Annotated in this window: 12 protein-coding genes; all 12 read left to right on the top strand. The window is 72.3% G+C overall.

The annotated features are described in order from the left end of the window. Nucleotide 1: 1 nt before the first annotated feature. Nucleotides 2–1,039, top strand: a complete 1,038-nt coding sequence (locus tag DEI95_RS04970; protein WP_111059554.1) for a zinc-binding dehydrogenase — start codon at nucleotides 2–4, stop codon at nucleotides 1,037–1,039. Nucleotides 1,040–1,165: 126 nt separating this feature from the next. After that, a complete protein-coding gene (locus tag DEI95_RS04965) occupies nucleotides 1,166–1,567 on the top strand; it encodes a hypothetical protein (RefSeq protein ID WP_110858034.1) in 402 nt (133 codons plus the stop codon). 59 nt (nucleotides 1,568–1,626) lie between these two features. Then, nucleotides 1,627–3,582 carry a hypothetical protein gene (locus DEI95_RS04960; RefSeq protein ID WP_111059553.1) on the top strand — a complete coding sequence of 652 codons (1,956 nt, stop codon included), beginning with the start codon at nucleotides 1,627–1,629 and terminating at the stop codon, nucleotides 3,580–3,582. Further along, on the top strand, nucleotides 3,573–4,304 hold the full coding sequence (locus tag DEI95_RS04955) for a hypothetical protein (RefSeq protein WP_111059552.1): 732 nt from the start codon (nucleotides 3,573–3,575) through the stop codon (nucleotides 4,302–4,304). The genes DEI95_RS04960 and DEI95_RS04955 overlap by 10 nt, the downstream gene beginning before the upstream one ends. 179 nt (nucleotides 4,305–4,483) lie before the next feature. Next, complete coding sequence (locus DEI95_RS04950; protein WP_111059551.1) at nucleotides 4,484–5,041, top strand: hypothetical protein; 558 nt, start codon at nucleotides 4,484–4,486, stop codon at nucleotides 5,039–5,041. A gap of 78 nt (nucleotides 5,042–5,119) precedes the next feature. Next, the gene (locus tag DEI95_RS04945) at nucleotides 5,120–5,899 is read left to right on the top strand and encodes a hypothetical protein (protein ID WP_146243593.1); all 780 of its coding nucleotides are present in this window, start codon (nucleotides 5,120–5,122) and stop codon (nucleotides 5,897–5,899) included. 91 nt (nucleotides 5,900–5,990) lie between these two features. Next, nucleotides 5,991–6,521 carry a hypothetical protein gene (locus tag DEI95_RS04940; protein ID WP_111059550.1) on the top strand — a complete coding sequence of 177 codons (531 nt, stop codon included), beginning with the start codon at nucleotides 5,991–5,993 and terminating at the stop codon, nucleotides 6,519–6,521. 62 nt (nucleotides 6,522–6,583) lie between these two features. After that, nucleotides 6,584–7,294, top strand: coding sequence for a GntR family transcriptional regulator (locus DEI95_RS04935; RefSeq protein ID WP_110889390.1), 711 nt, complete (start codon nucleotides 6,584–6,586; stop codon nucleotides 7,292–7,294). Further along, nucleotides 7,291–8,316 carry an ADP-ribosylglycohydrolase family protein gene (locus DEI95_RS04930; RefSeq protein WP_111059549.1) on the top strand — a complete coding sequence of 342 codons (1,026 nt, stop codon included), beginning with the start codon at nucleotides 7,291–7,293 and terminating at the stop codon, nucleotides 8,314–8,316. Before DEI95_RS04935 ends, DEI95_RS04930 begins: the two co-directional genes overlap by 4 nt. 86 nt (nucleotides 8,317–8,402) lie before the next feature. Beyond that, nucleotides 8,403–9,908 (top strand): cytosine permease, encoded by a 1,506-nt coding sequence (locus DEI95_RS04925; protein ID WP_110889388.1) that lies wholly within the window; start codon nucleotides 8,403–8,405, stop codon nucleotides 9,906–9,908. Next, nucleotides 9,908–10,828, top strand: a complete 921-nt coding sequence (locus tag DEI95_RS04920) for a PfkB family carbohydrate kinase (protein ID WP_111059548.1) — start codon at nucleotides 9,908–9,910, stop codon at nucleotides 10,826–10,828. The genes DEI95_RS04925 and DEI95_RS04920 overlap by 1 nt, the downstream gene beginning before the upstream one ends. Before the next feature lie 217 nt (nucleotides 10,829–11,045). Continuing rightward, a complete protein-coding gene (locus tag DEI95_RS04915) occupies nucleotides 11,046–14,255 on the top strand; it encodes a hypothetical protein (protein ID WP_111059547.1) in 3,210 nt (1,069 codons plus the stop codon). Nucleotides 14,256–14,460: the final 205 nt, after the last annotated feature.

Genomic DNA, 14,460 nt, shown 5'->3' with positions numbered 1-14,460 from the left:
CATGCGCGCCGTCACCTTCACCGCCTTCTCCGCGACGCCGGCCGTCACCGAGGTCCCCGACCCGGAGTGCCCGACACACGCCGCCGTGGTCCGCGTGGTCGCGACCGGCGTCTGCCGCAGTGACTGGCACGCCTGGCACGGGCACGACGACACGGTGTCGCTGCCGCACGTCCCCGGACACGAGTTCGTCGGCGTCGTCGAGCAGGTCGGGGACGAGGTCCGGCAGTGGCAGGCCGGCACACGCGTCACCGCCCCGTTCGTGAACGCGTGCGGCACCTGCCCGACGTGCGTCGCAGGCCGCCAGAGCATCTGCCCGAACCAGACCCAGCCCGGGTTCGACCGGCCCGGGTCCTTCGCCGAGCGGGTCGTCGTGCACCACGCGGACACGAACCTCGTCGCCGTGCCGGACGCCATCGACGACGCCACCGCCGCCGGACTCGGCTGCCGGTTCGCCACCGCCTACCGCGCGGTCGTGAACCGCGCCCGAACCGCCCCCGGCGAGCACGTCGTCGTGTTCGGCTGCGGGGGAGTCGGGCTCTCGGCGATCGTCGTCGCCGTGTCCCGCGGTGCACGGGTGACCGCAGTGGACGTCTCCGCCGAGGCGCTCGCGCTCGCCCGCACACTCGGCGCCACCACCACGGTCGATGCGCGGACGGACGACGTCGACGAGCAGGTCCGAGCGGCGACGGACGGCGGCGCGCACGTCGTGGTCGAGGCGCTCGGACGGGCCGCCCTGGTGCGGCAGGGCATCGCCGCCCTCCGCCCCGGCGGTCGGCACGTGCAGGTCGGGCTCCTCGCCGGCGCGGACGCCAGCCCGCAGGTCGACCTCGGCCGCGTCATCGGCCTCGAGCTCGAACTGCTCGGCAGCCACGGGATGTCCGCGCACGAGTACCCGGCGATGCTCGCCGAGATCGCCGCGGGCCGTCTCGACCCGGCACCGCTGGTCGGGCGGACGATCGCGCTCGAGGACGCGCCGGCGGCGCTCGCCGCCATGGACCGGCCGGCGACGGCGGCCGGCACGACGGTCGTCGTCCTGTAGTCGCCGCCGTGTGGCAGCCGGGAGGCGCACCGCGGCACCGCCACGGGCCTCCCGGACGCGACCGGTCCGGTCCGGCAGACTGAGGGCGGGGGCCGCGCCGACCGTGCGCGGTGCGAGGGGGAGACCATGTCGGAACCGCGACCGCGCGTCCGTCGCCGCTGGCGGCTGTTCGCACTGCTCGTCGTGGTCGTCGACGTGCTGATGGTCCTGCCACTGCCCTTCCTGATCGTGAGCTACCCGCTCGGACTGGCCTCGTACAACGGGATCGCGTACGGGCTGCTCACGTGGGGTGCGCCGGCAGCGGCCGTGCTCACGGTGATCGCGCTGGTGGTGGTGCCGGCACCCCGCGAGCTGCTCGACGCCGGAGCGGGCGTCCTGGCCGGGCTGATGGCGTTGGGCGGGGTCGTCTGGCTCGGTGTGGCCGCGAGCTTCGGTGGGGCAGCGGGTCCACTCGGTCTCCTGTTGCTGGGGGCGGCGGCGCTCATGGTCGCGCTCATCGTCAGGGGCGGTCCGCGTTCCGAGCGCTGAACGGGTCCGGGAACACCGTGCCGTACCGGTGCCCGGGCAACGTGGCTACCATGCCACCCATGGGGGTCGAATTCGACGAAGCTGCAGCGGGGGCGCTGATCAGGGCGGCGCAGTCCGCGGACGGAGCGTTCACCGGGCAGAGCGGTGCCCGGCGAGGCGCGGTCGAGACCGCGATGCAGGAGTTCCGCGGGGGGTACGCCGAACTGTTCCGGATGGCGAGCGTCACCGAGTCCGCGGAGCGGGGCCGGCTCGCTCGTGCGATGGACGACCTCGCACAACAGGTCGAGCGGGCGAAGCAGCAGGCCGCGGAGGAGAACCGACGGCTCGACGAGGTGCGGGCGTGGGAGGGCCGGGAGGCCGACCGGGACGAGCGTCGACGGACGCAGCCGCTCGGTCCCGTCGTCAGCGACATCGAGGAGCTGTTCGACCCCCGACCGTCCGAGCCCGCGGTCCGGCCCTCGACGATCTCCGTCGCGTTCACCGCCTCGCAGCGAACGCGGACGAGCAGCGGCAACGCGTCGGGGACCAGCAGCGCGAAACCGGATGCCCTCCGGTCCTTCGCGACACAGTCCCGCTCGTGCAACACCACCATGCGGCAGCACCTGGAGGAGGTCGCGGACGCCTGGACACGGTTCACGTCGAGTTCCTCGTGGGTGCCGGTCGGTGGCTCCGGCTTCCTCGACAACGGGTCGCGCTTCGTCGACGAGAACGAGGCCGACGTCACGTGGATGGAGCACGTGGCCGCCGCGTTCGAGCACGCCGGCAGCGGGACGCTCACGAACCACGCGCTCGACCTCGCGGTCGCCGCCTCCCTGACGACGCAGGGCCAGGACCCGGTGGAGGTCCTCCGGCACATGGACGCCGACGTCGGTGCCGCGTGGCTCGCCGCGCACCCCGAGGTGCTCGACGCCCTGGTGACGACACCGCCGGCGTGGGGCACCCCGTCCACCGTGTACTCCGCGATCGTCCAGGCGGAGCGCGCCCGCGAAGCCGACCCGGTCGACTTCGCGACCGTGCTGCAGCGCATGTACGTGTCGCGGGCGGCGGAGAAGGTGGGCATCGACATGGCCACCTGGGACACCGGTCGGGGTGCGCAGGCGCTGCTCGGACAAGTGACGGGGTCGTACCAGTACTACGCACAGCTCTACCTCGACAACCCGGACTTCATGTGGGCCGGGATGGCGAACTTGGTCGGTCCGGACTTCGCCGCGGGGTTCCTCGACCTGCACTCGATGCGCGACCACATCGGCGAGGTGGCGCCGCTCCTGCCGCCGTCGTTGCGGCCGCTCACGGACGTGCTGGCGGACATGGGCGACGACGAGATCGCCTTCTACGAGAAGACGTTCCTCGACATGCAGAAGGGCATCTTCCTCGACGCCTCGACGATGCACGAGGCGTACCTCGACACCGGCATGGACGGCATCACGGAGCTGCGCGCGGCCGGACTGCTCGCGGGTGGCGCCGACCAGTCCCCGTCGGAGCAAGCAGTGTCGGCACAGTACGCGGAAGACGCTTGGAACGACATCGACACGGGGATGCGAACCGGGTCGCAGGACCTGGTCGACCGGGGGAACGGGGCGCTGCTGTACCGGGAGCAGCACGACACGATCCAGCGCCAGTACAACACCATGCGAGACCACCCCGTCACCGGTGAGGCCTTCACCACGGTGCTGGGCATCGTCGGGGACGCGTCCATCCCGGGGACGAAGACGCTCGGCCAGTACGAGGGCGGGACGTCCGTCACGGTGGACGCCATGCCGTTGGTCCCCGGGGTGCAGGGGGTGACCGAGACCGTGTACATCCCGTCGCAGAACCTCTCCGAGTTCCCGGTCCGCTGGGACTACATCGAACACGACACCCTGCCCGCCTGGCAGACCCTCGCGCACGACGACCCGGAGCGTGCGCGCGAGCTCGTCGCCGGGTCGGTCCCCGACCGGATCCAGGACCGACGACTCGACCACCGCCTGGGCGACCTGGTGGACGACCTGCACGACACGGAGTTCAGATGGCGATGACACCGACCCGCGTCCTCGGGCCCGCGATCGCCGCCCTGGTGGTCGTGCTCCTCACCGGGTGCACGCCCGGACCCGCCCCGGCGCCCGTCGGGTCGTCCACCTCCGACGGAAGCGAGCACGACGTGAGCCATCGAGGCCCCGAACCCACCGCCATGTCCTACGAGAACGGGGTCGAGACCTGGGACCTGACGGTGCCGCCCTCGGTCGAGGCGTTCGGGATCGACACGGACGTCCCGGAGAACACCGCCGCCCTCGTCGGCGCCTATGCCTCCACGGGTCCCGGCGGTCGCCCGGTCAGGCTGCTGCTTCCCGGCGGCGAGGAGGTCCAGGTGCAGGCGACCCAGGTGATCTTCGACGCACTCGACAGCAAAGAGGAGCGGACGGACGACTCGGGTGCGGTGACCCTGCCCGAAGGTCGGCTGTTCCACCTCCAGGTCGATGCCCTGACGGTCGAGGGCGCAGATGCCGGTGTCGACGGGTATCGGGACGTCCTCCGGCAGCTCGACCTTCCGAGTACGTCCGTTCGGGAGCTCCAGGACAAGGTCGCAGCAGCCGACTCGGTCGACCCGGTGGACGCGTCCCAACCAGTCGGTGCCAACGCCAGCGTGCCGAAGACGAACGGGCTCGACTTCGGCGTGAGTTCGTCGTTCCGGCCGAACGACGAGCCGCTGCTCTTCGCCCTGCGGCTCAACGGCGCGTGGGACCCCGTCCCGATCCCGTGATGTACTTCGGACGGGGACGCCGCAGACGAGTCGGCATCGGGGTGGGAGTGGTCGTGACGTCGTTGCTCCTCTCCGCATGCGCAGCAGCGGTCGTCCCGTCCCGTCCTGAAGCCGTTCCCGTTGCCCCCGCGGACCGTGCAGCACACGACGTGGACCACCACGGTCCCCGTCCGACAGCAATGGCGATCAAGGACGGTGTGGAGGTCTGGGACCTCACGGTTCCGCCCACAGCCGAGGCATTCGGGATCGATCCCGACGACACCGTGATGGTCGGCGCCTACAGTTCGTCCATCCCCGGTGGTCGTCCTGTCCGCTTCCTGCTCCCGGGGGGAGAAGACGTCGACGTCCGAGCGAACGAGGTGGTGTTCGAGCTCAGCGAGAACGACCAGGCGATCACGAGTCGAGCGACCGGCAAGGAGCTCTCGCCGGCGGGGCGGTTCTTCGACCTCCGCGTCGATGCCCCGGCTGCTCAGGGAGCCGAGGCGGGTGTGGCTGCGTACCGTAAAGCCCTGCAAGAACTCGGCTTGCCGGATGACACCGTGTCCGAGTTGCAAGAGCAAATCGAACGTGCCGCAACCGTCGACCCGCTCAGCTCACCGCGAGTCGGCGTGAGTGCGAGCATCCCGAAGACAGACGGTTTCCGGTTCAGCGTGAGCACCGCATTCCGCCCGGACCGGGACGATCCGACCTTCCTCCTCGAGTTCCACGGCGCTTGGGACCCGCTACCCGTTTCCTGAGCTCGGTTTCCAAGGGCGCGGATGACCCGGGACCAAGGACGCCCGGTCAGGTGATGGCAATGGGACATCGGGGAGCACATGAGCAAAGAACATCGGGATCCGGGACGCGCCACCAGCAACGGCGCGGGAGGCGGCTTGCGGCGCCTCCCGGCGGCGGTGATCACCGTCCTGCTCGCCGTCCTGCTCGCGGGGTGTGTGGCTGCCGAACCCATGGGCTCGGTCAGCGAGCCGAGCAACAGCGTCACGGCTCGTCAAAGCGTGAGCCACGTCGGCCCCGAACCGACGGCGATGACGGTCGAGAACGGGGTCGAGACCTGGGACCTGACGGTGCCGCCCTCGGTCGAGGCGTTCGGGATCGACACCGACGTCCCGGAAGGCGCGCGGACCCGGGTCGGTGCGTACGGCTCGGAGTCCGGCGGGGGACGTCCGGTCCGGTTCCTGCTCCCCGGCGGCGAGGAGGTCCGGGTCCAGGCGACCCAGGTGATCTTCGACGCCCTCGACAACGCGCAGGAGATGACGGACCAGTCGGGCAAGGTGATCCTGCCGCAGGGGCGGCTGTTCCACCTCCGCGTCAACGCCGTGCCGGTGGAGGGCGCGAAGGCCGGCGTCGACGCGTACCGCGACGTCCTCGAGCAGCTCGACCTGCCGGACACGTCCGTCGGGGAGCTCCAGCAGAAGATCGCAGCGGCCGACTCGGTCGATCCGGTGGACGCGTCTCAGCGGGTCAGCGTCGGGGCCAGCGTGCCGAAGACGGACGGACTCGACTTCGGGCCCAGCACGTCGTTCCGGCCGAACGACGAGCCCCTGCGCTTCACCCTCCGGTTGAACGGCGCGTGGGACCCCGTCCCGATCCCGTGATGGGCGCCGGACGGCGGACTGGGGCGTGAGCGTGCCCGTCTCCTGACCTCGGCCGCCGAGGGTGGGCCGACCACTGCTACGGTGCGAGCACGTGACCGGGGGGAACACGATGCGGACTCTGACCACACTCTGCGCAGCCGTCGTCATGGCGACCGTGACGATCGGCATGACGGGGTGCACCGACACACACCCCGACGGCGGGACGACACCATCGGCAGCCGCAGCGAGGCCGACGGCGTCCGCGACGCCGGGGCTGCCGGAGCACCTGGCGATCCTGCACCGGCCCTTCGCGGCGACGGACGCGTTGCCGGACACGGAGGCGGCCGCTTCCACGCTCGACGAGGTGGTGCTGAACAGCCAGCGTCGTGCCGGTGCGTGGCACGGCACGACCTACTGGGTGGCTGCGGCGTCGAACGGCGGGGCGTGTCTCATCGCGGCGAAACCCGACCCGGCCAGCCCGGACAACTGGGCGACGTGCGGCGGGACCGAGGTGCCGACCGCGGAGGTGCTCGTGACCATGGAGGGCGACGACGGACACCCGGTCTCGCTGGTGTCCGACGGCTACACCGACCGGGGGCCGACGGCGCTGCACGAGGTCGTCCCCAACGTCTGGGGGAACTGACCGCGTGCGTCCGAGCGGCCCCGCCGTGACTGGACAGGTCTTGTACATGTAGTCTGCTCTGCATGCCCGTCCCACCGAAGCGACGCCTCGTCGCCGATGCCCTCCGCGACGCGATCGCGACGGGCCGCTACGCCCCGGGCCAGCGCCTGCCCGGGGAGCACGACCTGGCCGAGCGGTTCGCCGTCAGCCGCGGGACGGTGCGGGCGGCGCTCGCCGACCTGGCGGACGAGGAGTACATCGCGATCCGCGGCGGCATCGGCTCGGTCGTCACGTTCGACGGCGCCGCGCTCGACCCCCGGAGCGGCTGGGCCCGGTCCCTCGAGGCGACGGGCACCGAGGTCGCCGTCCGCGTCCTCCGGATCGCCGCGGTGAGCGCGCCGGCGCTCGCCGCGGAGCTCGGGCTCGACGACGCCGACTTCGTCGCCGTCGACCGCGTCCGGCACGTGGCCGGGGGACCGGACATCTCCCTGGAACGCAGCCTGGTTCCGCCGTTCGGGAGGCTCGCCCGAGCCGTCGACGAGGGTCTTGTCGACGGGTCGCTCACCGCCACGATCGCGGAGACGGGCCTGGTGCCGGCGCTCGCCGAGCAGTGGGTCGACGTGCTCCCGCTGACCGAGGAGGACGCGGTGCTCCTCCACAGGACTGCGGGCGACCCGTTCCTCCACAGCCGACGCGTCTCGCGCACGGCCGACGGCACGTTCGTGGAGGCTGTCGACAGCCTGCTCGACCCGAGCCGGTTCCGCATCCACATGACGTTCGGGAGCGCACGATGACGACGACCAGCACCGCCGCCGAGCACGCCCTCGCCGCTTTCCGGGGCCTGGCGATCGGCGACGCCCTCGGGATGCCGACGCAGTCGCTGTCGCTCGAGCAGATCCGTTCCGACCACGGGGTGATCAGCGGGTTCGTCGACGCCGGGCCGAACCAGCGCATCGCACACGGCATGCCGGCCGGGAGCATCACCGACGACACCGAGCAGGCCGTCCTCGTCGCCGAACTGCTCGTCCAGGGGCACGGTCGGCTGGACCCCGTCGACTTCGCCCGCGCGCTCATCGACTGGGAGCGGACGATGGCGGCCAAGGGCTCCCTCGACCTGCTCGGGCCGAGCACGAAGACCGCCGTGCAGCGCATCCTCGACGGTGTCCCCGCGTCCGAAGCGGGCTCGACGGGCACGACGAACGGCGCCGCGATGCGGATCACCCCGGTCGGGATCGCGACACCGCTCGGTACCGGGTCCGACGGGCTCGCCGGACTCGTGGACGCCGTGCAGGACGCCTGCCGGGTCACCCACGACACCGGGCTCGGCATCGCGGGGGCGAGCGCCGTCGCGGCAGCGGTCTCGGCCGGCATCGACGGCGCCACGCGTGCCGAGGCGCTCGACGTCGCCGTCGTCGCCGCCCGGATCGGCGAGACCCGTGGCCACTGGGTCGCCGGTGGCTCGATCGCCGACCGCACGGAGTGGGCACGCGGCCACCTGGCCACGGTCCCCGACGCCGAACGGATCGACGTCGTGTCCGGGCTGATCGGCACGAGCGTCGCGTCGCAGGAGTCCGTCGTCGCCGCGCTCGCGCTCGTGGCGCTCGACCTCGACCCCTGGCGGACCGTCTGCACCGCGGCGAGCATCGGGGGCGACACCGACACGATCGCCGCCATGGCCGGCGCCGTCCTCGGTGCCGTGCACGGTGCGGCCGCCTGGTCCGCCGACGCGGTCCACCAGGTGGAGACCGTCAACGACCTGCACCTCGAGGAACTCACCGAGCGCCTCCTCGACCTCCGCACCGGCCCCGGCCGGTAGCGGCACCCAGACCGCCGGGCGGCGGTTCCCCCCTTGCCGCCGCCCGGCTTCCCCCTCGCACCCTTCCGATGACGTAAGAGGACCTGATGACCAGCACGCCGACCGACGCCACCACCCGCGCCGGGACCCTGACCACCGTCGAGCAGCGGGGCATCGAGCCGGTGCCGGCCGCCGAACGCACCGGGACGCCCGGCGCGCTGTTCTGGGTCTGGTTCGCCGCGAACATCTCGATCCTCGGGCTCCCCCTCGGTGCCACGCTCGTCGCCTTCCAGGGACTGACCGTCTGGCAGGCGCTCCTCGTCGCGGTGATCGGCGCCGCCGGCTCGTTCGCCGTGGTCGGGGTCATCTCGATCGCCGGACGCCGCGGGGGAGCGCCGGGCCTGACCCTGAGCCGCGCGGTGTTCGGCGTCCGCGGCAACGTCGGCCCGACGTTCATCTCGCTGCTGAGCCGCCTGGGCTGGGAGACCGTGAACACCACGACCGCCGCGTTCGTGCTGCTGTCGCTGTTCACGATCCTCTTCGGCACCGACGGGGGCTCGAAGGCGCACCCGGTCATCACGATCGTCGCGATCCTGGTCTTCGTCGCCGCCACGGTGCTCATCTCCGGACTCGGGCACGCGTTCATCGTCGCCGTGCAGAAGTGGGCGACGTGGGTCTTCGGTGCGCTGAACGTCTTCGTCGCGGTGTTCCTGGTGGCCCGCATCGACTGGGACGTCGTCGGCGCGCAGCCCGCAGGCCCGGTCGCCGCGATGGTGATCGGCATCGGGACGATCGCGGCCGGGACCGGCATCGGCTGGGCCACCGCGGGCGCCGACATCGCCCGGTACACGCGCACCAGCGTCCGCGCCGGCAAGCTCGTCGCCGCGAGTGCGGCCGGTGCGGGCATCCCGCTCGTCGTCCTGGTCGGACTCGGCTCGCTCGTGTCCGCCGGTGACCCGACCCTGGCGCAGGCCGGGGACCCGGTCGCCGCGATCCGCGACATGCTGCCGAGCTGGATGGCCGTGCCGTACCTGATCGCCGCGTTCGGCGGGTTGCTGCTGTCGAACCACCTGTCGGTGTACTCGGCGAGCCTCACCACGCTGACCCTCGGCGTGAAGGTGCCGCGGGTCTGGGCCGTCGCGGTCGACGTCGTCATCACCACGCTCGGCGCCATGTACTTCATGCTCGTGGCCGACGGCTTCTACGCCCCGTTCATCACCTTCATCTCGGTGCTCGCCGTGCCGATCACGGCCTGGCTCGGTGTCTTCATCGCCGACATGCTCCGCCGCACCTGGTACGACCCGGAAGCGCTGCTCGACCTCCGCCGTGGTGGCCGCTACTGGTACGCCGGTGGGGTCGCCTGGCCCGCAGTCATCGCCTGGGTCGTCGCGATCGTCGTCGGCTTCCTGTTCACGAACGTCCAGGTGGGCGACGCCGACCCGGTGTTCGTCGGGGCGTTCTCGGACACCTGGATCGGCGCGAACGGCCTCGGCTGGGTCGTCACGTTCATCGTCGCGGCCGCGGTCTACCTGCTGACCGGCGGCCCCCGCGGCACGCTGCACGAGCAGCCCGACCAGTCCGCTCCGCTGCCGCACACCGAGCACACGGTCTGATGGGCCGCCTCGTCTCGGTCGGCAACGTCATCGTCGACATCGTGATGCGCATCGACGCCCTCCCGGAGCCGGGCGGGGACGTCATCGCCGCGGGCTCCGAGATCACGGCCGGTGGCGGCCTGAACACCATGGTCGCCGCCCGCCGGGACGGCATGGACGTCGTGTTCGCCGGGCAGTACGGCACCGGCCCCTTCGGGGACGTCGTCCGGCGTGCGCTGGCCGACTCGGGCGTCACCGTCGTGCAGCCCGGGCTCGCCGACGTCGACAGCGGCTACTGCGTGGCGCTCGTCGACGCCACGACCGAGCGCACCTTCGTCACGAGCGTCGGCGCGGAAGGGCAGCTCACCCGCGCCGACCTGGACCATGTGGACCTGCAGGACGACGACATCGTCTTCGTGTCGGGCTACGGCCTGGCGCACCCGGTGAACGGTGCGGCCATCGCCGACTGGCTCGAGACCGTCCCGCCGTCCGTCCGCGTGGTGTTCGACCCGTCGCCGCTCGTCGACACCCTGCCCGGAGACCTCCTGGCCGCCGTGTCCGCGCGGTCCGACGTGGTCAGCGCCAACAGCCGGGAGGCACGACTGCTCTCCCCGACGTCGACCACCCTCGCCGCGGCGACCGCCGCGATCGCCGCGACAGCGCGGGGGACCGCCCTCGTCCGGGACGGCGCCCACGGCTGCTGGGTCGTCGAGTCCGGTGGCGCGCCGGTCCTGGTCCCCGGGTTCCCCGTCGTCGCGGTCGACACGAACGGGGCGGGGGACGCGCACGCCGGCGTGCTGGCGGCCGCGCTGGGGCGCGGGGCGGGCCTCCCGGACGCGGTCCGCCGGGCCAACGCGGCGGCGGCGCTCGCGGTGACCCGGTCCGGGCCGGCGACCGCGCCGACGGCTGGGGAAACGGACGCGCTGCTCTCCGGAGCGTGACGCGGTGACCTCCGCGATCGCCGCTCCCGTGCGGCTGGAGCGGTCCGACCGGACGGTCCAGCCGCTTGCTGGAGCCGTTCGTCGCGTTCCGCGGCTGAGGCGGGGCGCCGGTGTTTCCCGCCCGTCAAGTGTTGGTTACGAGCCCGTTTCCGATGCTCGACGAACGCTCACGCTCCTCGAAGCTTCCTCTTGAGAACCCCTTCACTCGAGGAGCCCCTTGTCCAGAACCCGTTCCCGGAGTCGGCTCGCCGCACTGGCGATCACCGCCACGCTGACTCCCGCCCTCGTCCTGACCGCAGCCCCTGCGTTCGCGGCACCAACCCCTGACCCCGTCGTCGCCTCCGGCTCCGACTGGGACGTCACGACCGCTCCCGGCGGGTACCTCGTGTCCCTCGACCTGGACGCACCCCTGCCGATGGTCGACGACGCCCCCACGCTCGTCGTGGACGGCGAGCCCATCGGCCTCGCCACCGAGTCGGCGGACGGGAAGACCCTGCAGGTCCTCACCGCCGACCGGTCCGTCGCCGACGCGAAGGACGTCACCAAGGCCTGGTCGAGCGGCGACGCGGACAAGGCGACCGAGACGACGACGGCCCCGGTCACCCCGGCCGTCCCCGAGAACCGCACCCTGAAGCGGCAGATGAAGTCCCTCGCCACGGCGGACGCGGTCGAGGACCCGTCCACGCCGGGCGCCTACGAGGTGGCCGAGGCCGAGTACGACTTCGGTGACCAGGCGATCCCCCTCGCGGCGATCGGCGGCATCCGCGGTGAGCTCACCGGGAAGATGTACCTGACGAGCGCCGCCGGCGAGCGTCCGACCGTCGTGCTGCTGCACGGCCGCCACACCTCGTGCGCGGGCACCGGTGCCAACCCGCTGCGCTGGCCCTGTGGTCCGACCCAGTCGAACGTCCGCTCGTACCTCGGGTACGAGGGCACCGCGCGTGCGCTCGCCACCCGCGGCTACAACGTCGTCTCCATCGCGGCGAACGCCGTGAACTCGAACGACAACCAGCTCGCCCTCGACTACGGCGCACAGGCCCGCGGTCAGCTGATCCTCGACACGCTGGACATGCTCGGCAAGGCCGACGCCGGGACGGCCGTCTCGTACGACGACGTCACGACGGCGACGAGCTCCGCCCCGAGCACGACCACGACCCGCACGCTCGACGACGCCCTCGTCCGCGCGACGACCCGCACCGACCAGCCGGCCGCCGCCTCCACCGTGACGGCTGCGTCGCTCAAGGGCCGGTTCGACCTGACGCACGTCGGCATCATGGGCCACTCCCGCGGCGGTGAGGGTGTGGTCTCGGCCGCCACCCTCAACGAAGCGCTCCCGAAGCCGTTCGGCATCGAGTCGGTCCTGCCGCTCGCGCCGGTCGACTTCGGCCGCATGACGCTGCCCGACGTGCCGACCGCCGTCTTCCTGCCCTACTGCGACGGCGACGTGTCGAACCAGCAGGGTCAGCACTTCATCGACGACTCCCGGCACGCCTTCGGTGACGAGGTCCTCCGCTCCGCGGTGTGGGTGATGGGCGCGAACCACAACTTCTTCAACACCGTGTGGACCCCGGGCAAGTACCCGGCGGCGACCGGCGACGACTGGAACGTCCGCGACACCACGTCGACCTGTGCCACGACCAGCCCGACCCGCCTCACCGCGGACCAGCAGTACCAGGTCGGCGTCAGCTACATGACCGGCTTCTTCCGCCTGACCATGGGCGGCGAGACCCAGTTCCAGTCGATGTTCGACGGGTCGGTCAAGCCCGCGACCACCGCGACGCCGTTCGCCGACGTCCGGACCATGGCCGCGCAGCCCACCTCGAAGACGAAGCTCGTCACCGACTTCACGAAGTCGAGCTCCCTCGTCCGCACCGTCGGGGGCGCCACGGCCGCGGTCTGCTCGAACCTGACCGGTCGGACGCTGCCGCAGTCGAACCCGTTCTGCGCCACCACCAAGGGCTCGGCCCAGGTGCCGCACTGGACGCCCGGCTCGTTCGCACCGAACGTCCCCGCGTTCCCGACCACCCGGTTCCTGTGGACCGGAGCCTCCACCACCGACCCGGCAGCGCCGAGCACCGGTGAACTCCGCGTCTCGGTCCCCGCGACGGCACGCAACGTCTCCGACAGCACGCAGCTCACCCTGAAGACCGCGCCCGACGAGGCGGTGTCCACCGGCACCGACTTCCGGATCACGGTCCTCGACGGCTCCGGCGGGACCTGGTCGACCGCTGCCTCTGCGGTCAACCCGCTCGCCGTCAACCGGATGCCCGGCGGCACGAACACGACGCTCAACAAGATCGTCCTGCAGCAGCTGACGATCCCCACGGCGTCGATGACCGGCCTGGACCTCACCGACGTCCGCGAGGTCCGCTTCACCGCGGGCGTCGGGGCCGACGGCACCGGCACCGGCGGGGTCTACCTGTCCGACCTGGCATTCGACACCCCGAGCGTCGGCACCGCCGTCGCCCAGACGCGCACCACGGTGAACGTCGCCCCCACCGCGGTGGAGGAGGGCGCCGGCCCCGGCACCGCCGACGTCGCCGTCTCCCTGTCGCGTGCCGAGTCCCGTCCGGTCACCGCGTACGTCAGCGTCCTCGGCTCGGCGACCGGCACCGTCGGCGTCGGCATGGAGCGCGTGACCTTCGCACCCGGCGAGACCTGCCGCGCGGTCACCGTGCCGACGGCCGGCAACACCATCGCCTCGGCGACGCCCAGCTCCGCCTTGAAGGTGAGCGTCACGAACACCAGCAACGCCGTCATGGGCGCGTCCGCGTTCACCAACCTGACCGTCCGCGAGGACGACGGCGTCACGGCGCCGGCGAAGGCGATCGCGCCGGTCGGCAAGCAGGGTGACGTGTGTGCCGAGCGGACCGCCGCGGCCGCTCCGGTGGCGCTCGGCACCTCCGCTGCGAAGGTCACGCCGGGTACCACGGTCCTGCTCACGGGCACGGGCTTCCGCCAGGGCGAAGGCGTCACCTTCCGCGCCGGTGAGACGGTCGTCGACACGGCCGTCGCCGGGTCGAGCGGCGCGGTCGCCGGCACCCTGCAGGTCCCGGCCGACGCGGACCTCGGCGCGCTCGCCGTGTCCGCCGTCGGTGCCGGTTCCGGCCGGGAGGCCCGAGCCACCGTCACGGTCGTCGCGACCACGCCGAAGCTCGCGCTGAAGGAGGGCAGCCGCGCGACCGTCGGCGGGTCGTGGAAGGTCGGCCGGACCATCACCGCGAAGCCCGGTTCCTGGAACGCGAGCGGGGTCACGTTCACCTACAAGTGGTCGCGTGACGGGAAGTCGATCCCCGGAGCGACCAAGGCCACCTACAAGACGACGTCGAAGGACGTCGGGGAACGGCTGAAGGTGACCGTCACCGCCAAGAAGACCGGCTACACGACCGGGACCACGACCGGGCTGTCGGGTCGGATCCACAAGTAGTGCCGCACTGATCGACGAGGGCGGGTGATCGCGAGGTCACCCGCCCTCCGTCGTCCCAGGAGCCGGACGGGAGGCGCAGCACGGGCCCGCCCCGGGCCTCCCGGCCGGCACCGGCGCGCCGCGACCACGCGACCCGAACACGGGACTGGTGCGGTCGCCCGTCGCGCGTTTGACTCGTGCCAGGGCATCCGGCCCAGCCACGACC

It is taken from the genome of Curtobacterium sp. MCBD17_008, assembly GCF_003234475.1.
Taxonomy (GTDB): Bacteria; Actinomycetota; Actinomycetes; order Actinomycetales; family Microbacteriaceae; genus Curtobacterium.
This window is presented reverse-complemented; position numbering and strand designations above follow the sequence as displayed.